Raw genomic sequence first — 18738 nt, 5'->3', positions numbered from 1 at the left:
CGGTTTAGGCCTTTGCTGCTTTTTTTCGGGAAGCCTTTTTAGGTACTTTGGCGCCGGCATCGCGGGCTTCGGATAAGCCGATCGCAATGGCCTGTTTCCGGCTGGTAACTTTTTTACCACTGCCGCTTTTTAAATCGCCGTGTTTCATTTCATGCATGGCTTTTTCTACCTTATCGCCTGCTTTTTTTGAATACTTTGCCATAACGTAAAATTTTATTTGTTACGGACAAAACCCTTGCCAGTTATAGCTGCTGCTACAACTGCATACATTCCGCGCGGCAGCTGCGGGAACGTTTTTTTGGGCGCGGACAGCGTGGTGTCAGCCAGGTGGCTCCCGGCGAGGCACAGCTTTGGATATGCGGATGTGGAATTATTTCCCCACCGCAGAAGTTGGCGGATTTCCCTGAAGGATGCCGTTCAGATTTCCGGATGTTCGGACTAAAGGCATACAGGTGTCTGTCTGACCCACCCCGGATTCGTCCTGAGGGATGATATTAAAAAAGTTATGTACTTTTACGGAACCTGATCTTGTGTACGGCCCTCCGGAGATTCAGGAACATCACGGGTGTAAAGATCAATGAAGTGATGTGAGGGTCTTCATTATTTTCTTGTTTTGGGATCTGCCTTTTGTAAACCCCGTGTCCGCTGTGCTGTTCTTCCGGCGGTTTATTTCAATGTTTTATTATGATATTGTCCTTAAATAAAATCAGGCTTGGCTATGCGCTTTCGTCGCTGCTGCTGCTCGTGTCCTATATCCTGATCCTGTCTACCAACCGCCGGTTACAGCGGGAAAAGAACTGGATCGTAAATAACTATACACTGATCAATAAGATGGGGGATATAAAAATGGCAATGGGCGAGGCCGAATCCAATGTGCGCGGCTATATCATCAACGGGTTGCCCCAGTTCCTGAACGGATTTTACACGGCCCGGTCCAACCTCGTGACGCTGCACGGTGAAGTAAAGCAACTTACCAATACCGATCCTGTACAATCGGCAAATGAAAAGCGGTTGTATACCATGACGGACCGGCGGCTGTCGGAGCTGTCTGCAGCGGTGCTGGCGCATCAGAAAGCACCGGTTACATTGAAGCGGACAACGGTAGGGTCGGCACAGTTGGCGCAAGCCGACAGCATCTATGAGCAGATCCAGAAAATGACCGGTATCGAGGAGCGGCTGATGAAAAAAAGCATCACAAAGCTCAATAATTTTTATACCAGCACCGAGGCCATGACGATCCTGTCGCTGTGCATGGCTTTGATAGCTGCCCTGTATGCGATCTTTACCTTTAACAGTCAGTACCGGCAAAAAAAGAAGGCAAACAGCATTGCTGACCAGTACCGGAAAGAGCTGGAGAGCAATGTAAAGGAACTAAGTGATAAGAATACAATACTGAGCGAGCTCAAGGGTATTGAAAAACTGGCAAGCATCGGCAGGGTATCGCGGGTGGTGGCCCATGAAGTTCGGAACCCGCTGACCAATATAGCCCTGGCAACGGAGCAGCTGCAGGATATTTCCTGCATCGACCAGGATCCGGAAGGGAAGCTCCTGATCAGTATCATCAGCCGGAACTCGGCCCGCATCAGCCAGATGGTGGCCGACCTGCTGAATGCGACTAAATTCATACAGCTGGACAAACAAAAAGAAGATGTCAACAAGATCCTGGATGAAAGCCTTGATATGGCGAAGGACCGGCTGCTGCTGCGCAAAGTGCAGGTTATTAAAAGCTATTCGCCCGATCTTTGTGATGTAATGGTGGACAAGGAGCGGATAAAGCTGGCTTTCCTGAACATTATTATGAACGCAATTGAGGCCATGGACGGGCGGGACGGTATCCTGGAGCTGGTCACCAGAAAAGAGGGGGAGCGGTGCATTGTGGAGATCAGGGATAATGGAAGCGGCATGGATGAGAGCACCCTGCAAAACCTCTTTGAACCTTATTTTACATTGAAGAAAAAAGGAAACGGGCTCGGACTGACCAATACACAGAATATCATCCTGAATCATAAAGGGAGTATCCGGGTGAAGAGCGAAAAGGATAAGGGAAGCACGTTTACGGTTTCACTGAACCTGCTGTAACCACAGAAGGTTCTTCAGGTATTGTCTGCAGAAGGGGCCTGGTCTACGATCGACAGGATGGCCTCCCTGGTAAAGGGTTTGCCGATAAAATCGTCGGCGCCGTTGTTTTTCGCCATCTTCCGGTCATAACTGGTATCATAGGCGGTCATCATGACCACGGTAACATCTGCAATGGCCTTGAGCTGCTGTATGTACTGAAAACCCAGGCCGTCAGGCAGGCGATTGTCAAGGAAGATCAAAAAAACGTCCGGGTTCTGTTTCAGAACCTTCAGCCCTTCACCAATGGACCCGGCAAACACCGTTTGGATATTACGTTGTTTCAGAATATTCCTGAGGAGGTAATACATATCATCTTCATCGTCGATGATCAACGTTTTTAACGGCTGTTCCGGTGGCGCGTGTACGGATTGATATTCGGTAAAACTACCTTCCACGTCTACAAACAGACAATTATGCTGCCAAAAAAAACGTTATTGCCGGCTCCGTTATTTGTTCGTAAAAAAAAGCGGCACGATTTGCGCTGTACATTGTGTGTGTAAAAAAAACCTCAATATATGCCCCATAAACTTCTAATCATTGATGATGATGCCGATTTATGCCAATTACTGACGCGTTACCTTTTAAAGAACGGTTATGAGGTAGAAACGGCTTACTCCGGTAATAAAGGAATTGCCAAATACAAGACCGGCCGGTTTGATGCGGTGATCGCCGATTACCGGTTAGGGGATATGGATGGCGCCCAGCTGGTGCGGGAGTTGAAATATTTGAACAATCAGGCTGCCATTCTGATCATTACCGGCTATTCAGACATCCGGCCGGCGATCGAAGTGACGCGTTTGGGCGCTTTTGATTACATCCCCAAGCCCCTGGTTCCGGAAGAAGTGCTGGAGTTGCTGAAAAAAATGATCACCCGGAGTGAGGGCAGCGGGCCGGCACCGGTGTCGCAAAGCAGTACCGGTGCTTTTTCGGAGGAATATTATATTGGCAAGGCAAAGGCCACCCATGCGCTGTACCAGCAGGTGAATGTAGTAGCGCCCACTAATTACAGTGTTATTTTATATGGCGAGAGCGGCACCGGCAAAGAAGTGATCGCCCGGACCATACACGACAACAGCAAGCGCTCCGGAAAGCCTTTTGTTGCCCTCGATTGCGGTACGCTTTCCAGGGAGCTGGCGGGCAGTGAGCTCTTCGGGCATGTAAAAGGCGCTTTTACGGGCGCCCTGCAGGATAAGGAAGGGCATTTTGAAATGGCCAACAGCGGTACGCTCTTTCTTGATGAGATCGCCAATTTGTCGCCCGATATCCAGGCCATTCTGCTCCGGATCATCCAGGAGCGGAAATTTAAACGGGTGGGAGGCAATCGGGAGATCGGAGCGGATGTACGGATCATTGTGGCATCGAATGAGGATCTGAAGATCGCCTGTCAAAAGGGCCGGTTCCGCGAAGACCTGTACCACCGGCTCAACGAATTTGCCATTCACCTGCCGGCCCTGCGCGACCGGCGGGATGATATCCGGCCATTGGCTGCATTCTTTTTGACAAATGCCTGCGCAGAAAGCGAAAAACAGGTGAACGGCTTTTCTGATGAGGTGCTGGAAGCTTTTCAGGCATACGACTGGCCGGGCAACCTCCGGGAGATGCGCAATGTAGTGCGCCGGGCAGTGTTGCTGACACCGGCCGGCGGCGTGGTGGAAGAGGAGGTGCTGGCCCCCGAGATCATGGATTTTTATAAGCAGGCCGGTCCGGAAACGGAAATGCCGGCGGGGCCGCCCCGGGACCTGTTGAAGGAAGTGGCCGGCCGCGCGGAATACCAGGCGATCATGGCTGTTTTGCAAAAAGTGAATTTCAATAAGAAAAAGGCTGCGGAGCTGCTGAAAATAGACCGGAAAACATTGTACAATAAACTAAAACTATTCCAGGAGCCGGAATAACGCCCCCTGGTCAGGACCACTGCCATTCTTTGATCTCGGGCAGGTCATCCAGGTGCTGACGGATGTAAAGGTGATGTTGCTTAAGCTTTTCTTCAAACAGGCGGATCACATAGCCTGCATCGCCACCGGCGCCTGCTTTTGTAAGGGCGTCCATTGCCAGCTGATAGCGGCTGATGCCGTTCAGTACAGTCATATCAAAAGGAGTGGTGGTCGTCCCTTCTTCATTGTAGCCACGCACATGAAAACGCGTCGGATGGGATCTCCCGTGGATCAGGTCATGAATGATCCGCCGGTAGCCGTGGAAGGCAAAAATAACCGGCCTGTCATCTGTAAAGAGCGACGAAAAAAGTGCTTCCGGCAAACCATGCGGATGATAGCCTGCGGGGGAAAGGGCCATAAGGTCGGTTACATTGACCACCCGTACCTTAAAACGCGGGAGATGCTTTTTTAACAACCACGCCGCTGCCACGGTTTCGGTGGTAGGCACATCGCCGGCGCAGGCGAGAACGATATCCGGTTGCTCTTTGGCAGCACTGCCCGCCCATTTCCAAACGGATATGCCCACCCTGCAATGTTCGGCTGCTTCCTTTAAGCTGAGCCACTGTAATGCGGATTGCTTCCCGGCAATGACCAGGTTGATCTTGTCTTTTGACCGGAAACAATGTTCCATCGTGCATAAGAGACAGTTGGCGTCAGGCGGTAAATAAATGCGGACGATATCGCTTTTTTTATTGATCACGGTTTCAATAAACCCGGGCCCCTGGTGGCTGTAGCCATTGTGGTCCTGTCGCCAGGTATGGGAGGTTAGCAGGTAATTAAAAGATGGAAGGGGCTTCCGCCAGGGTACTTCCCTGCATTGCTTCAGCCACTTTGCATACTGGTTAAACATGGAATCGATAAGGGTAATGAAGGCCTCATAACACACAAACAGGCCATGCCGGCCGGTTAAGGTGTAACCTTCCATCCATTCCTGGCAAAGATGCTCGCTCAATACTTCCATAACCCTTCCCTTGCCGGAAAGATATTCGTCGGCATCCTGCCGGCTGCCCAGGTAAAAGCGGCCCGTTGCTTCAAATACGGCCTCGAGTTTGTTAGACAGTGCTTCGTCGGGACAGAAAAGCCGGAAATTCTGTTGCGCCCGGTTCAGCCGGAAAACATCGCGGATATAGCTTCCCAGCTCTTTGGTAGCTTGCGCCCTTTCCTTACCGGGGGCGGTAATAGTAACGGCATAAGCGATCTTGTCCGGCAATATCAGCTCCCTGCTCCGGCTGCCGCCGTTGGCATAGGGCGACATTCCTATTTTCTTCTTCCCCGGTGGTATCAGCGCCGCCAACGGACCTGCCAGGGTGCCCCTCCCTGTAAACAGGGTTTCCGGATGGTAGCTGCGCAGCCATTGCTCCAGCAACAGCCGCTGGCCCCCGTCGGTCCGCACATCTTCCAGCGGCACCTGGTGTGCATGAAAGCTGCCTTCGATCTTTGTGCCGTCCCATGCAGCCGGTCCCGTCCATCCTTTTGGCGTACGCAGGATAATAAGGGGATACGCCATCAGCGGGCCATTCTCTTTTTTTAACGCGTTTTGCTTCAGAGCAATGATCTGTGCATAGGCCTCATCCAATATACGGGCAAAAACCCGGTGTACCTGCATGGGGTCCTTGCCTTCCACAATGCGTACGGTATATCCGCGTGCCTCAAATAGTTTTACAAGGTCCGGATCGTCCATGCGCGCCATCAGGGCAGGGCTGGAGATCTTATACCCGTTGAGGTGCAATATGGGAAGTACAATGCCGTCCCGGGCAGGATTCAGGAACCGGGTAAGTTTCCAGCTCCCTTCCAGCGGACCGGTTTCGGCCTCGCCATCGCCAATGATACAGGCGGCAATCAGATCCGGGTTATCAAAAACGGCTCCTGTAGCGTGCGCCAGGCAGTAACCCAGCTCACCGCCCTCGTGCAGGGCGCCTGGCGTAACGGCGTTTACATGGCTGGCCACACCACCGGGCGTGGAGAACTGGTGTACCATTTTGGCCATGCCTGCTTCATCGCGGGAGATAGCGGGATAGACGGCGGAGTAACTGCCTTCGAGATAAGTATTGGCATAAATGGCGGGCGCCCCGTGTCCCGGACCGGCGATCAGCATTATGGAGGCTCCGGTCTTGCGGATCAGCCGGTTCAGGTGCACATATATCAGGTTGAGGCCCGGGCAGGTGCCCCAATGTCCCAGTAAGCGAGGCTTGATGTGCTCCGGCAGCAGCGGCTTTTTCAGCAGGATATTGTCTTTCAGGTATAGCTGCGCAGCCGCAAGATAATTGGCGGCCTGCCAGTAACGATGTATAGCTTCCAGCTCTTTTTCTGTGGTCATTTTAAGATCTTTTGAGTGTGCGTTGTTTTGCAAGATGGTCGCTTATTTGCCGGGCAATAATCCACTCCTCGTCCGCCGGCACGACATAAACTCCCGTCCGCGCCGAAATACGGCAGAGGCCGGTGGCGGGGCTGTTATTGCGCTCCTGATCGACCTGGATACCGAGGAATTGCAATCCTTCGCAGATCCGCTCTCTTACCTCGGGCACGTGCTCGCCAATCCCGCCCGTAAAGACCAGCAGGTCTACACCACTCAGTACAGCAGCCATTGCGCCGATCTGCTTTCTTACCTGGTAGCAATACATGCTGATGGCCTCTGCCGCACGCTGGTCAGACCCCTCCCGTTCCAGCAATGCGGAAATGCTGCTGTCGCTTTCCGAAAGCGCTTTTAATCCCGCAGCCTTGTTCAGCAGCAGGTCCAGTCCCTTGCCCGTAAGCTTTTTTTGCGCCAGCAGGTACACCGCCACACCGGGGTCAATGTCACCGCACCGGGTATTCATAATGAGCCCGCCGGCGGGTGTGAAGCCCATGGTGGTGTCTGCGCTTTTTCCGTATTGAACGGCTGTGACGCTGGAACCGCTTCCCAGGTGCGCTATGATGATCTTGTATTTGCGGATATCCATTCCTGTGCTTTTTAATTGCAGCAAAACCGAGAGGCAGGAGAGCCCGTGAAATCCATAACGGATCAGCCCGCTTTTCCACAAATACCGCGGAAGCGCATAATGACGGGCCTCAAAGTGCATGTCTTTATGAAAGGTGGTGTCGAAACAGGCAACCTGCAGCACCCGGGGGAAAATAGCGCGAAAGGCGGCAATGGTGGTCAGCGCGCCGGGCAGGTGCAGGGGCGCCAGAACCTTTACGCTTTCCAGTTTCTTCAAAAAGAAGTCATTGATTTCTTCCGTATTGGCGATATTGTTTCCTCCATGCACGATGCGATGCCCGATGGCGGCGATCTTCCAGCCCCGGCAATACGCAACCAGCAAGCGGGTCATAAAGAGGACTATTTCCTGGACCGTCTCCAGTTGCAACGTTCTTTCGATATGCTGCTGATTGAAGCGGTCTTCCAGCTTTAGCCGGCAGCGGCCGGATCCGGCGCCGGTAATGCTTGCTTTCATAACGAGGCGCAGACGCTCTTTTAATACGTACACAGAACATTTGAGGGAGGAAGATCCGGGGTTTACAGAGATCAGCAATTCCTTTTTAACCGGATTGCCTGTTGTTGCAGAAGTGCCCATGCTGTAAAAGGGCAAAAAGTCCGCCAGCTGTTTTTATCAGGGACCGGCTGCTAAAAGTTGCCGGATCCTCTTTGCCGGTCCTGATCCTGTGGTATTTTTTCTTCAGGAGTGTAAAAAAATCCACACAGCCGCGGCAGGGTGCTTTGCCGGTGGCCCTGTTCCGGCTACGGGGCTTTGGGCCTGTTTCTTGAGGCGTTTAAAAGGGTATCTGAATAAAAAAAAGCGTATGAAAAAGATTTCGTATAAAGATCCGATGCAGGAAGAAGTACTGGAGATCGCTTACTGTGATTATGGGAAAGGTCAGCCCGTGCTGCTCATCCATGGCTGGCCGCTAAGTATGGAAATGTGGGAGTACCAGCTGCCGGATCTTGTAGAGAACGGGAACCGGGTCATCGCATACGACCGGCGGGGTTTTGGAGAAAGCAGCAAACCCTGGCAGGGATACGGTTATGATGCGCTGGCAGCCGATCTGAATGAGCTGATCCTTCAGCTTGATCTGAGGGAGATCATATTGGTGGGATTTTCAATGGGCAGCGGGGAAGTGGCCCGGTATCTGAAAAAATATGGCCGGAGCCGCGTCAGCAGCGCCGTATTCATCAGCCCGGTATTGCCCTTCCTGATGAAAACGGACGGGAACCCTTATGGCATGGACGCGGAAGTCTTTGCAGATATGGTCTCCGGGGTACGCACCGACCGGATCGGTTTCCTGGAGGCATTTGTGAAGCAGTTCTTCGGTACATCGCTGCTGAACAGGTCGGCAGGCAAAGCCTTGCAGGAATATTATGTGCACCTGGCATCCCGGGCGGCCATGCATGCTACCGTAAATTGCATTACCAGTTTTTCCGCTACCGATTTCCGGGGCGATCTGGATGCGTTGGATCTTCCGGTTCTTTTGATACACGGGGATGAAGATACGATCGTACCGAAAGAGGTCAGTGCCGACCGGCTTGCGGAGTTGCTGCCCCAGATTCAGTATGGCGTTTACGCAGGTGCGCCCCATGGACTGTTCTACACACACCGGGGACGCCTGAACAGAGATCTTGTCCATTTTGTCAACGGGGTGCCTTATGAGGAGGTCAATGACGAATTGCTGCCTCCGATCGTTCCCCCGTTTCTTTTTTAATAAAATACAGATCCATGAAAGCAACGTTGAAAGCCGCGCCGAAAACAAACCGGCAGCAGGCAAAAATGACCGGGCGACGTCAGAATAAAGATGACATCGACAGCAGGGAGGGAGAGGAGCAGCTCTTTAAGGGGGACGATGTTACCCATAACCGGAAAGAAAAAAAACATGCCCGGAAACAAAGAAAAACCTGATCCCGGGCATCTTGTTCTTGCGCTACACCAATCCCTTCGGCGCGCTGGCACACCCGGCAACCCCGGACGGCTGTTGTTGTATCAACAGGGGCTGCCATCAAAGGGCCTTCATTTTATTTCCAATACCGTTCTTTTATACTTTTAGCTGAGTCCAGGTGCTGCTGAAGTTCCGGAAGCACTTTATCTGCAAAAGCCTTTACATCCGGGTCCTGAGCGTGTTTTACGGCGTCTTCAAATTTGGAAACCGCGCTTTTATGCCCATCGATCACTTCGTTGATATATGCTTTGTCAAAAGCGCTGCCCTGCCGTTCCGTCAACCTGCTCATGGTCCTTTCGTCATTGGAAGTGGGCGGGATGGTAATATTTTTCTGCACTGCCAGTGCTTTGATCGCTTCATTCAGCTGTTTGTGCGCCTGCGACAGCATGCCGGCAAAATCTTTTACCGTGGGGATGCTGGCTTTTTCTCCGGCCAGTGCAGCCAGATCGCCTTGCCTTAACTCGTTATCTGCGGCTCTTACAAGGAACGCAGCACTGGCGCTGTCGGCCGTTACCGCAAGCCCACCGGCAGAACTGTCCTGTTTTGCTTCATTGGTGGAATCTGCCCGGGCAACCGGCGTTTTCGGGCTGTTTGTACAGGATAAAAGAAAGATTGCTGCGATCCATGCGGTACTTATCGTTTTCATTTTTTATAAATTTAAGAATGATCAATAATTGGTAACCGGTCCGGTGTGTCTTCATGCCTGAGATCAGCCGCCGTTTTACATGGTAAAAAATGATGCCGGGTTTCCCGTTATACCGTTACGCGTTGGCATTGTTTTTTCATCTCTTTATCCGGAGTTTCTTTTTAAACTGAGCCCAAACGGACAGGTTCCTGCGGGCCAGCAGAAAACCGGGTTCTGTTCAATCAGAAAGGTTAAAAAATGGAACTTCTGGTTCCGGCCTGCCGGCCGGAACTTTTTTTGCGTTGCCATCGCAATCATTTCCCCGGTTTGTGGTAATAATTCCCCCGGGGCCTTATTTTGCCTGTTTTTTTGGCATTTTATTTTCTTATTTTTGGAAGTAACCGAATCAGTCACCGGTTTAAAGGCGAAAAACTATTTTTTAATCTTAATCTATTTCTTATGCCCATTGTAAAAGTTATTGAAGTGATCGCTTCTGCGCCGGAGGGATTTGAAGCCGCTATTCAGAATGCTGTAACCGAAGTTTCAAAGACCATCCGGAACATCGACTCGGTTTACGTAAAGGATTTTAAGGTGCATGTCAGCGATGGTGCGATCCATTCCTACGGCGTGATCTGTAAGGTTTCGTTCCGGGTGGATGAATGATGGTTATAGGGAAGTATCTCTTTTAAGAAGGGACCATACGCGCTCCAGTTGTAGTGCCGGACTCCCGCCTGCGGCGGCCTGGTGGAAATTGCTTATGGCAGACTTCATTATACATCAGGGAATATTGGTGCTTTTGCCGGCTGCCGCGCCAGGCCGCACCGGTCGATGTTGCCGGCGTGGATCCGGCTTCAGCCGGACAGGGAGTTGAGAGCACTCTTACAGAGCGTTGTCCTGCAAATTAAAAATTCAGGGCAGCAATCCTTTGCGTCCATAGCTCTTTAATCACCCCGGGGATGAGCGCGCCTTACCGGTTATCCCGCAACGCTTTTATCTGGTTATGTGATTCAGACAGGGCGGTTTTTTGCGCCGAGAGCAATGAAAAAAGTTCATCGGGCAGCCCGGGCTCGTTTAATGCGGTCTTATAGGCGCTCTGCACAGCATCCTCAATTTGTTCACAGTGGATCAGGATGCTTCCTCTATCGGAAATATCAATAAATACAGACTTTACATCCAGCCAGAGGCGATATAATTTCCCCGATCCGGTGGTACCGGTTGCAGGCTCTCCGCCTATAAAACTTACCATTTTTGAGAGATCGGTATTGTGGTCATGACTGGTGGTGATCATTTTGCTGAATAACGCCCTCAGATCCTGGTCCTGGCCGCTCTTTAATGCTGCGATTGCTTTTTCGTAGCCCGCAATACGGTCGTTATTAATGCGGATCAGATCGTTTAACAATGCACTGTGGTCCTGATAATTCATAACGTAAAATTTTAATTGTTGCAGCAGGCAGGCATGCCGCCGTCCGGCCTCCCCGGTGTTTTGCTCCGGAGCCGTATTGATCAGGACTCAATTATTACGCCAGACAGCGACCGGCAGCGGATGGAAGATCCATGCTCCCTGAAAATAATATATCCGCCGGAGGGGATTAAAAAGCCTGATTATGGAAGATTGTGTTTCTGAACCTGTTTCAGGATCTATTGGCAATCGGGTGTATGAAAGAAGAGAATAGTTATGAAAGGGCAGGCCTGGGAAGCCGCCGGTTTATGATTGCCGCAGCTTGTTGCAGCATACGGCTGCCGTGAAAACCGGGCATTCGAATTGTTTTGGTAGTAAAGATCTCTGCGATCCGGTACACTTGTGCCGGGATCATGGGTAATGCCCCGGTATTTTCAGGCGCGCCTGGGGTTGCCCTGAAAAGGGGCGGCAGGCCTTTATACGTCGGCCATAACATTTACGGCCACCAGGCCCTTGGGACCTTTTTGTACATCAAAAGCTACCTTTAAATTTTCTTTTAATTCAATGGGTGAGGCATTGACGTGTACAAAAATGCTTTCCCGGGTATCGGTGTCCCTGATGAATCCATATCCTTTTTTGCTGTCAAAAAAAGTGATCACTCCTTTTCTGGGTTCATTAACAGCATTCAGGGCCCTGCTGTTTGCCACAACAGGCGGTATATAGTCGTTTGTCCTGGCTTTCTTATCGGGCGGGGTTTCCGACAGGTTGCCATACTCGTCTACATAGGCAAGCATGTCATTCAGACTTTTGCCTTTACCGGAGTTTTCCTTCCGCTCCTGTTTCTTTTCTTCTTTCTGTTTTTTTGCGTTTCGTTTTTTTTGTTCTCTTTCTCGTTTGTTCCAGGTTTCCCCCATGAAATTGTTTTAAAGATCAAATAATAAATACTGCGGTGCCGGCCCTATTTTGTTGCCGCGCTGAGCCGGGTGAAGCCGGTGCCGCTGAATAAGCGGGAAAGGTTGATGTCTCTGGTCCGTTCCCACTGCTGTAAATTTTTTGAGTGCACGACCCGCCAGAAGTTTTTCGCTTTCAGTTCATCATAATCGCGTGCACTGATGAAGGAGCCGGTCACCGTAGACCGGTCCTTAAAATGTATGTTTACAACTCCCGATCGCTTTGCATTGGTAGTTAAAAATTTTTCTATTGATTCTGCATCCATACGATTTCTTTTAATTCTGTAAATAGCTGAACGGGTGCCGGTTTACCAGCGACCGGAAGTACCCGGCTTTTCTTCTCTCGGACGGGCTTCGCTTACCTTAACGGGGCGGCCATCCTGCATGGAGCCGTTCAGTTCCCTGATGGCTTTTGCAGCGGCCGTGTCATCTGACATTTCAACAAATCCGAAGCCTCTGCTTTGCTTGGTGAACTTATCGGTTATAATCCTTGCGCTATCTACCTGTCCGTAGCTGGTAAATAATTTGGTAAGATCTTCTGTACTGAAACTGTACCCAAGATTGGACACAAAAATGTTCATGAGTAATAATTATTAATTTGATAAATGATTCGAGAAAGGCAAATATATAAAGCAGAGAAGCTGAAAAGCAGGTGCTTATTATAGAGCAGTAACTCAAACTAACCCGGCAAAGATAGGCAAAAATACCACATGAGGCCGTTTTTTCTTTTTTGGAGGTCTGCCGCAAATACGTTATCTTTATGCGAAACAGCAGTCGTTCCGCATTCATTCATTATTATTCCCGCCTGCGGTCCCGTTTTTATTTATTTTTCTTTCCGGTGATGCAACCCGGTTTACAGGGTTTTAATGAGGAGCCAGTACTCCGTTGCTTTTCTGTATTGATCATTTTAAATTAGTCAACATGCATTTTCAAAAGCAGGATCTTGTACATCAGCATTATGTTTGGGCCAGTGACGGGCGCATCTTCGAGGGCCAGCCCAGCCGGAGGGCCTTTGATAAAAACAACGGGGATCAGGTATTGTTCCTGATCAATTTTTATGGCTCCCTGTCTGAAAGGTTTACCCTGAAGGAGGGAAAGATCATTGAGCAAAAGATCTTTTCTGACGTACCGCAGGAAGCAAGGAGTGAGCTGTCTGTGTTCAACTGGTTGCGCTGGCACGTGTTTATATCTGAGTAGGTTTCCCGATTTAAATCCGTCATATAATGACTTACGAACAAATAGCCGGAACGGTGCAAAAGCAGGACCGCCCTTTATTTGAGATCCGGTTTAAAGGCCGTGCATCCATAAAAGGGCTTTTTATAAAAACGGCTGATTACAACGAACTGAGGAAGAAAAACTTTTGGCGTATCGTGCACGAAAGCCGGATCGCAGAATATGACCGGACCGGTGATGAAGATCTGGCCCGTGTTTTTTATGGCGACGGGTTTATTAAACTGGTAACAACAAACTGATGCCGGTGTTAAAGATTGCCGGCTTTTATCCTTCTGCCGGTCTGATTTCTGACACTGTTGCCTGAATTGATTGAAATGGGTCCGGAAGATTTCAAAAGCAGTATTCCGGAACATTGTCAGGATTAAGAAGGGATCATTTTCCATATTGGGTGCCTCCTGCGCATGTTTACACGCGGTAACATACAGCATTGATGTTCATGCCGGCGCCAACCGATGCAAAAAGCAGGACCGAACCTTCTGAAATTTCCTGCGCTGCTATTTTATTATTGCGTATCAAATGATATAATGTGGGGATGGTGGCCACGGAGCTGTTCCCCAACCACTGGATGCTCATAGGCATGACCCCGGGCGGAGGTACTGCATCATATAACGCATACAGCCGCTTTACGATCTCCTCATCCATTTTTTCGTTTGCCTGGTGGATCAGGATCTTGCTCACCTCACGGATGTGCACGCCGCTTTTTTCCAGGCATTCCTTCATCGCCAGCGGCACGTGTTTCAGCGCATATTCATATACTTTTCGTCCTTTCATTTTAATGAAGAGGGTAGGGCTCCCGTTTTGCTGATACCCCCTGCCCATATTGATATAATCCAGTTCTTCGATGCTATGGGTTTGTGCGCTCCATCCCAATATCCCCCGGCTCCCGGCTTCTGCGGCTTTGTATTCCATGACCACGGCACCGGCTCCGTCAGAAAAGATCATGCTGTCGCGGTCTGCCGGATCAATCACGCGTGATAGTGTTTCGGCGCCGATCAACAGTACTTTCCGGGCCATCCCCGCGCTGAACCATGCGTGCGACTGGATCACGGCATGCAGCCATCCCGGACAACCCACCAGCACATCACAGGCAATACACTCCGGGCGGCTGATGCCGAGTATATGCTTTACCCGGTTGGCGAGGGCCGGTACGTTTTGCGACTGGATATTGTGGTAGGTTACATCTCCAAAATTATGGGCTACAACGATCTGATCGAGGTGCTCCGGGTCGATTCCGCTGTCTTCCAACGCCTGCCAGCCGGCCGCTGCCGCCATATCCGAAGCATTGATGTGGCCGGGGGCATACCGCCTTTCGGAGATGCCGGTGATGCTTTTGAATTTATCAATGAGCACATCGGTATCTGTTGTGATGGGGGCTCCCGTTGGCGCAAAAAACGTATGATCCATAAAGGCCGCATTTTTACGTATTTCGTGGGGTATATAGGCTCCGGTACCTGTAATGAGTGAAGCAAATTTCATGTGTTGTTGTTTTTACTAAAGCGGAAGGAAGTATCGTTACTATACGGTTGGCTTACCAAGACAGTAGAACAATCAGTGAAGTAATGAACAGATGATGAATATACCGATTTTTTTCAACATTTTTTGTTAAACAGGAAGAATATCGGGGCAAACGCATCTAAATTGCAGAAGGAGCGGCACCACCCGATATTATCGGATAAGTGGTTGTATCCAAAGCCGTTTTTATAGCAGGTTGTCGTTCTGAATACAACCTCTGTAACAACAACGACGCGCCGGATGGCGCTTATAGGGAGCATCAAAATGTTGTTTTTAAACAGCTTCTTATAAATATCCTGCTATGGCCTTGCTGCTTATAATTTTAATGTGTTGCTCCGGAAAGAATCTCTTGCGCTCCGGGAAATGTTCACAACCCCGTATCCGGGCGATGATGAAACCCGGCTGCCGAATAAATTCGGACAATACGGGTTTATATGGTTATCTTACGCGCAGTTCAACAACAGTTCTTTAAAAAGTTTGCATGAAATGCAGCATGAGAAATATTTTCACAGAGAAATACACACGTGCAGAGTTCCATCAGACCATTCAACGACCCGCTGCGGGTGATACCGGATCTTTCCGGATGATCTGCGGGCATAAAAAATCTACTGATGAAAATTTTATCCGTACTGACCGATCCCATTTATACAACGAAAGCAAAATTTAACGTTTATGAAAAATTCTGGCTTCGTTTTATGAATGATAAGAGAGACCTGCCTTTCCTGTATCTGCTTTCGAAGATCCATATTTTTATATTGCCGGTAGCGCTGTTGCTGTTTACCCCCGTGTTGCAGGGATGGAGCTGGTGGCTTACGGCGGTAGTATATTTTTATTTTTCACAGTTTTATTTTAAAGGACGGTTTGGATTGATGTTTCACTGCATCTGTCACCGGAAAATGTTCAAGCCGGCCTGGCAGCAGCGGATCCATGCATACATCAGCTGGGTCATCTGCCCGTTGTTCGGACATACTCCGGAAAGTTATTTCAGTCATCATATGGGAATGCACCATGTTGAAAACAATAACGAAGAAGATACCAGCAGCACCATGCACTATCAGCGTGACAGTTTCAGAAGCTTCCTGCTGTATTTTTTCCGGTTTCTTTTTAAGGGTGTTCCCGAAACATTCCTGTATCTGTACCGGCGTAAACGAAAAAAGCTGTATACCCGGCTGACCCTCGGGGAGTGGGTTTATATCACCCTCTGTGCCGTGCTCTGTTTTGTGAACCTGAAAGCCACGTTAGTAGTGTGTGTGTTTCCGCTGCTTTTTGCAAGATTTGTAATGATGCTGGGCAACTGGACACAACATTCATTTATTGACAATTCGGATCCGGAAAATTTATATACCAATTCGATCAACTGCATCAATACTTCTTATAATCATACCTGCTGGAATGATGGCTATCATATCATTCATCATCTGAGACCCGGCATCCATTATACGGAAATGCCGCAGGAGTTCCTCAGGAAGAAAGACGACTTTGCCCGCCAGAAGGCCATTGTATTTGACGGCATTCATTATCTGCATATCTTTTATTACCTGATGACCAAACAGTACCAGAAGCTGGCAGACAATTTAGTGAACATTAACAACATGTTCGAAAGCCGGGAGCAGGCCATCCGGTTAATGAAGAGCCGCACAAAACGCATACCTGTAAAACCGGCGTAGCCATTGCATCCGGGCAGATGATCCATTGGGAAGAACGGTAGCGCCGGGTTATTTATTTTTTAATGCCGCTGATAAAGCGTATCTTTAAACGGTTACAGATACCGTTCAACATTTTTTAAGAGCCTGTCCCTTTCCTTCTCTTAATTCCTTCGGGCTTTTATACGACGTTTCTGCATTCTTGTTTTACGCATCCATATTGCCGGTTGTTCTTCATTATACAGGCGCTCCGGCAGGACCAGGCATGTGGGTGCTCTACCTGCATCCGGGGTAAAGCATTGTGTTATTGTGTACCTTTAAAAATCATTGAACATGCCTAAAGATCTATACAACGCAGGCGACATTCTAAAGATATTGCTCAAAGACGTGGAAGTGATGTCAACCAGCGTTTGCTTTACGGGAAATGCCATTGCATTATTGAATGCTTATGCGAAAAGTGGTGCTGCGATCCATTTGGATGATTGGGACTGGTATAAAGAAATAAGAGGCGGATCTTCTTATTATATTGTTACCGATGTTAAAAAAGAAGTGACGCAACCAAACGTCACGTCACGTAAAACACCTGCCTGACCGGCAACTGCGCGGATCCTTTAACACGGGCCCCGGTTTATGCAGTTGGTGCCGGGCGTTTTCCTTTTCTTTTATTAAATCCGTTTTTCCGGTGATTACCGGCGGCGGGCTGCATCTTCACCGGTTCCTGCTGATCCGTTGCCGATACTTCAAATCCATGATCGCGGATGACGGGTATGGTTTTGCGTATCAGTTTTTGAATGTCCTGTAAGTAAGGCTTTTCTTCCTGGTCACAAAACGAGATGGCGATGCCGCTGGCACCGGCTCTTCCGGTACGGCCGATGCGGTGCACATAAGTTTCGGGTACATTGGGCAGGTCATAGTTGATGACATGTCCCATTTCTTCGATGTCAATGCCCCGGGCAGCAATATCCGTAGCTACCAGCACCCGTATATGGCCTGTTCTGAAATGCAGCAGGGAAGTTTGCCTCGCAGACTGGGATTTGTTGCCATGTATGGCGGCCGCTTTTATTCCCGACCGTACAAGATTCCTTGCGATCTTTTCAGCACCATACTTTGTTCTGGCAAATACCAGCGCGGTCTTGATACCGTCGTTGTTCAGCAAGTGCAGTAATAGCGGGGTCTTATGCTGCTTCTCTGTATAATATAATGATTGCAGGATCCGGTCAACGGTGGTAGCCGATGGCGTTATCGTGATCTTTTCCGGTTGTTTCAGCAATGTGGCGGATAGTTTTAAGATCTCCGGGGGCAGGGTGGCGGAGAACAGCAGGGTCTGCCGTTCTGAAGGCAACTGGGCCAGGATCTTTTTTACGTCATGGATAAAACCCATATCCAGCATCCGGTCTGCTTCATCCAGCACGAGGTGCCGGATATCCCTGAGCGAAAGGCAACCCTGGTGAAGCAGGTCGAGCAGGCGGCCGGGTGTGGCAATAAGAATGTCTACCCGTTGCTGCAGGGCCTTTACCTGGCTGTGCTGAGACACTCCTCCAAATATAGCGAGATGCTTTAAGGATAGGAATTTGCCATACACTGTGAAGTTTTCGGCGATCTGCAGCGCCAGCTCCCTTGTAGGAACCAGGATCAGCGCCTGGCCTTCAGACCGTGGGTCCTGCTGTTTTTGCTGATGCAGCAGCTGTAATAATGGAATGGCAAAGGAAGCCGTTTTTCCGGTGCCTGTCTGAGCGCAGGCCAGCAGGTCTTTTTTTTGCAGTACAGCAGGTATGGAATGTTCCTGGATAGGGGTGGGGCTTGTATAGCCCGTTTCACTTATGGCCCTGAGTAAAGGTGCAACAAGCGACAAATTATTAAAGGACAATTAAATTAAATTTTAAATGAATAAATAAAAGCAGCGCTATCAACAGACTGACCGGTGATACGATACCTGTTTACGTTAAGCAATCACTATATTTGAATGGAGGAAATGAAAACAAATTCAGTGTAAGGATAACATATAAGGCAGCGAAGGTAAGCTATTTAATCCATAGCGCCACAGCTTTCTTTAACCGGGCTCCGGACAAACACGCATTTACCGGGGTGAAGCTGAAGGTCCGCAGGAATTGCATCGGAACCTCCCGGTGGCGACGGCGGCCGGCACCTTTGGGTAAACAGATCCGGGAGAAAACAGGAGTGCATAACGTGAACTCCTTATGAAGGAAAGGGATTGCGTGTCAGCACATAACAACAATGCGCAAAACGCAGGTTCCCGCCGGGCGGAGGTCCTGCACGACAAACAGGGATTTTTAGCCGGCCCCTGGAGTAAAAGCGCACATGCAAAAAAGATAGACCCCTGTAGAAACAGGGGTCGCAACCAAAACTAACTGCTTATGAGAAAATTGAAAATCTTTATTAAATATCCATCCAAAGTCAGTGA

20 protein-coding genes are annotated in these 18738 nt (G+C 49.6%); 9 read left to right on the top strand and 11 right to left on the bottom strand.

The window, feature by feature from the left end; all coding sequences use genetic code 11:
- Positions 1-4 precede the first annotated feature (4 nt).
- Complete coding sequence (locus B160_RS0116980) at positions 5-202, bottom strand: DUF6496 domain-containing protein (RefSeq protein WP_018629121.1); 198 nt, start codon at positions 200-202, stop codon at positions 5-7.
- 482 nt (positions 203-684) lie between these two features.
- On the opposite strand from B160_RS0116980, the gene B160_RS30750 reads away from it, so the two are divergent.
- The gene (locus B160_RS30750; RefSeq protein WP_018629119.1) at positions 685-2079 is read left to right on the top strand and encodes an ATP-binding protein; all 1395 of its coding nucleotides are present in this window, start codon (positions 685-687) and stop codon (positions 2077-2079) included.
- 14 nt (positions 2080-2093) lie between these two features.
- Here the strand turns inward: B160_RS30750 and B160_RS0116965 are convergent, their stop codons facing one another.
- A complete protein-coding gene (locus B160_RS0116965) occupies positions 2094-2513 on the bottom strand; it encodes a response regulator (protein ID WP_245562237.1) in 420 nt (139 codons plus the stop codon).
- 120 nt (positions 2514-2633) lie between these two features.
- On the opposite strand from B160_RS0116965, the gene B160_RS0116960 reads away from it, so the two are divergent.
- A complete protein-coding gene (locus tag B160_RS0116960; RefSeq protein ID WP_018629117.1) occupies positions 2634-4010 on the top strand; it encodes a sigma-54-dependent transcriptional regulator in 1377 nt (458 codons plus the stop codon).
- Positions 4011-4020: 10 nt separating this feature from the next.
- On the opposite strand, the gene B160_RS0116955 is transcribed toward B160_RS0116960, so the two are convergent.
- Together B160_RS0116955 and B160_RS0116950 are read right to left on the bottom strand one after the other, a co-directional pair.
- Positions 4021-6366 (bottom strand): phosphoketolase family protein, encoded by a 2346-nt coding sequence (locus tag B160_RS0116955; protein WP_018629116.1) that lies wholly within the window; start codon positions 6364-6366, stop codon positions 4021-4023.
- A gap of 1 nt (position 6367) precedes the next feature.
- On the bottom strand, positions 6368-7615 hold the full coding sequence (locus B160_RS0116950) for an acetate/propionate family kinase (protein WP_157558119.1): 1248 nt from the start codon (positions 7613-7615) through the stop codon (positions 6368-6370).
- Positions 7616-7826: 211 nt separating this feature from the next.
- Here B160_RS0116950 and B160_RS0116940 point away from each other — a divergent pair, with 211 nt between their 5' ends.
- Positions 7827-8723 carry an alpha/beta fold hydrolase gene (locus tag B160_RS0116940; protein WP_018629113.1) on the top strand — a complete coding sequence of 299 codons (897 nt, stop codon included), beginning with the start codon at positions 7827-7829 and terminating at the stop codon, positions 8721-8723.
- A 14-nt stretch (positions 8724-8737) separates the two neighbouring features.
- A complete protein-coding gene (locus tag B160_RS29435) occupies positions 8738-8917 on the top strand; it encodes a hypothetical protein (RefSeq protein WP_018629112.1) in 180 nt (59 codons plus the stop codon).
- A gap of 113 nt (positions 8918-9030) precedes the next feature.
- On the opposite strand, the gene B160_RS0116930 is transcribed toward B160_RS29435, so the two are convergent.
- Positions 9031-9600, bottom strand: coding sequence for a DUF4142 domain-containing protein (locus tag B160_RS0116930; RefSeq protein WP_018629111.1), 570 nt, complete (start codon positions 9598-9600; stop codon positions 9031-9033).
- Positions 9601-10038: 438 nt separating this feature from the next.
- Here B160_RS0116930 and B160_RS0116920 point away from each other — a divergent pair, with 438 nt between their 5' ends.
- Positions 10039-10242 (top strand): dodecin family protein, encoded by a 204-nt coding sequence (locus B160_RS0116920; RefSeq protein ID WP_018629109.1) that lies wholly within the window; start codon positions 10039-10041, stop codon positions 10240-10242.
- Between the two features lie 304 nt (positions 10243-10546).
- On the opposite strand, the gene B160_RS0116915 is transcribed toward B160_RS0116920, so the two are convergent.
- The 4 genes from B160_RS0116915 to B160_RS0116890 all read right to left on the bottom strand — a co-directional run bounded on the left by B160_RS0116915 (position 10547) and on the right by B160_RS0116890 (position 12509).
- The gene (locus B160_RS0116915) at positions 10547-11002 is read right to left on the bottom strand and encodes a PA2169 family four-helix-bundle protein (protein ID WP_018629108.1); all 456 of its coding nucleotides are present in this window, start codon (positions 11000-11002) and stop codon (positions 10547-10549) included.
- Between the two features lie 452 nt (positions 11003-11454).
- On the bottom strand, positions 11455-11892 hold the full coding sequence (locus B160_RS0116900) for a cold-shock protein (RefSeq protein WP_018629105.1): 438 nt from the start codon (positions 11890-11892) through the stop codon (positions 11455-11457).
- 44 nt (positions 11893-11936) lie between these two features.
- Positions 11937-12194, bottom strand: coding sequence for a hypothetical protein (locus B160_RS0116895; RefSeq protein ID WP_018629104.1), 258 nt, complete (start codon positions 12192-12194; stop codon positions 11937-11939).
- Positions 12195-12236: 42 nt separating this feature from the next.
- Positions 12237-12509, bottom strand: a complete 273-nt coding sequence (locus tag B160_RS0116890; protein WP_018629103.1) for an RNA recognition motif domain-containing protein — start codon at positions 12507-12509, stop codon at positions 12237-12239.
- A gap of 340 nt (positions 12510-12849) precedes the next feature.
- On the opposite strand from B160_RS0116890, the gene B160_RS0116880 reads away from it, so the two are divergent.
- Positions 12850-13125 (top strand): hypothetical protein, encoded by a 276-nt coding sequence (locus tag B160_RS0116880; protein ID WP_018629101.1) that lies wholly within the window; start codon positions 12850-12852, stop codon positions 13123-13125.
- Between the two features lie 26 nt (positions 13126-13151).
- The gene (locus B160_RS0116875) at positions 13152-13400 is read left to right on the top strand and encodes a hypothetical protein (RefSeq protein WP_018629100.1); all 249 of its coding nucleotides are present in this window, start codon (positions 13152-13154) and stop codon (positions 13398-13400) included.
- Positions 13401-13566: 166 nt separating this feature from the next.
- On the opposite strand, the gene B160_RS0116870 is transcribed toward B160_RS0116875, so the two are convergent.
- Positions 13567-14637: a 3-oxoacyl-ACP synthase III family protein gene (locus B160_RS0116870; protein WP_018629099.1), complete on the bottom strand. Its 1071-nt coding sequence runs from the start codon at positions 14635-14637 to the stop codon at positions 13567-13569.
- 647 nt (positions 14638-15284) lie between these two features.
- Here B160_RS0116870 and B160_RS0116860 point away from each other — a divergent pair.
- Together B160_RS0116860 and B160_RS0116855 are read left to right on the top strand one after the other, a co-directional pair.
- Positions 15285-16340: a fatty acid desaturase family protein gene (locus B160_RS0116860; RefSeq protein WP_018629097.1), complete on the top strand. Its 1056-nt coding sequence runs from the start codon at positions 15285-15287 to the stop codon at positions 16338-16340.
- Between the two features lie 309 nt (positions 16341-16649).
- Positions 16650-16907, top strand: coding sequence for a hypothetical protein (locus B160_RS0116855; RefSeq protein WP_018629096.1), 258 nt, complete (start codon positions 16650-16652; stop codon positions 16905-16907).
- Between the two features lie 37 nt (positions 16908-16944).
- Here B160_RS0116855 and B160_RS0116850 read toward each other — a convergent pair whose 3' ends face one another.
- Positions 16945-18183 carry a DEAD/DEAH box helicase gene (locus B160_RS0116850; RefSeq protein WP_018629095.1) on the bottom strand — a complete coding sequence of 413 codons (1239 nt, stop codon included), beginning with the start codon at positions 18181-18183 and terminating at the stop codon, positions 16945-16947.
- Between the last annotated feature and the right edge of the window lie 555 nt (positions 18184-18738).

It is taken from the genome of Niabella aurantiaca DSM 17617 (assembly GCF_000374125.1).
Classification (GTDB): domain Bacteria; phylum Bacteroidota; class Bacteroidia; order Chitinophagales; family Chitinophagaceae; genus Niabella; species Niabella aurantiaca.
The sequence above is the reverse complement of the archived record's forward strand: the minus strand, read 5'-3'. Positions and strand labels throughout refer to the sequence as shown.

Bases quoted from the DNA above. Each gene is read 5' to 3' on its own strand.
- B160_RS30750 (WP_018629119.1), top strand. From the start codon at position 685: ATGATATTGTCCTTAAATAAAATCAGGCTTGGCTATGCGCTTTCGTCG.
- B160_RS0116920 (WP_018629109.1), top strand. From the start codon at position 10,039: ATGCCCATTGTAAAAGTTATTGAAGTGATCGCTTCTGCGCCGGAGGGA.
- B160_RS0116960 (WP_018629117.1), top strand. From the start codon at position 2,634: ATGCCCCATAAACTTCTAATCATTGATGATGATGCCGATTTATGCCAA.
- B160_RS0116875 (WP_018629100.1), top strand. From the start codon at position 13,152: ATGACTTACGAACAAATAGCCGGAACGGTGCAAAAGCAGGACCGCCCT.
- B160_RS0116940 (WP_018629113.1), top strand. From the start codon at position 7,827: ATGAAAAAGATTTCGTATAAAGATCCGATGCAGGAAGAAGTACTGGAG.
- B160_RS0116860 (WP_018629097.1), top strand. From the start codon at position 15,285: ATGAAAATTTTATCCGTACTGACCGATCCCATTTATACAACGAAAGCA.
- B160_RS0116980 (WP_018629121.1), bottom strand. From the start codon at position 202: ATGGCAAAGTATTCAAAAAAAGCAGGCGATAAGGTAGAAAAAGCCATG.
- B160_RS0116855 (WP_018629096.1), top strand. From the start codon at position 16,650: ATGCCTAAAGATCTATACAACGCAGGCGACATTCTAAAGATATTGCTC.
- B160_RS0116930 (WP_018629111.1), bottom strand. From the start codon at position 9,600: ATGAAAACGATAAGTACCGCATGGATCGCAGCAATCTTTCTTTTATCC.
- B160_RS0116870 (WP_018629099.1), bottom strand. From the start codon at position 14,637: ATGAAATTTGCTTCACTCATTACAGGTACCGGAGCCTATATACCCCAC.
- B160_RS0116900 (WP_018629105.1), bottom strand. From the start codon at position 11,892: ATGGGGGAAACCTGGAACAAACGAGAAAGAGAACAAAAAAAACGAAAC.
- B160_RS0116890 (WP_018629103.1), bottom strand. From the start codon at position 12,509: ATGAACATTTTTGTGTCCAATCTTGGGTACAGTTTCAGTACAGAAGAT.
- B160_RS0116895 (WP_018629104.1), bottom strand. From the start codon at position 12,194: ATGGATGCAGAATCAATAGAAAAATTTTTAACTACCAATGCAAAGCGA.
- B160_RS0116880 (WP_018629101.1), top strand. From the start codon at position 12,850: ATGCATTTTCAAAAGCAGGATCTTGTACATCAGCATTATGTTTGGGCC.
- B160_RS0116915 (WP_018629108.1), bottom strand. From the start codon at position 11,002: ATGAATTATCAGGACCACAGTGCATTGTTAAACGATCTGATCCGCATT.
- B160_RS29435 (WP_018629112.1), top strand. From the start codon at position 8,738: ATGAAAGCAACGTTGAAAGCCGCGCCGAAAACAAACCGGCAGCAGGCA.
- B160_RS0116955 (WP_018629116.1), bottom strand. From the start codon at position 6,366: ATGACCACAGAAAAAGAGCTGGAAGCTATACATCGTTACTGGCAGGCC.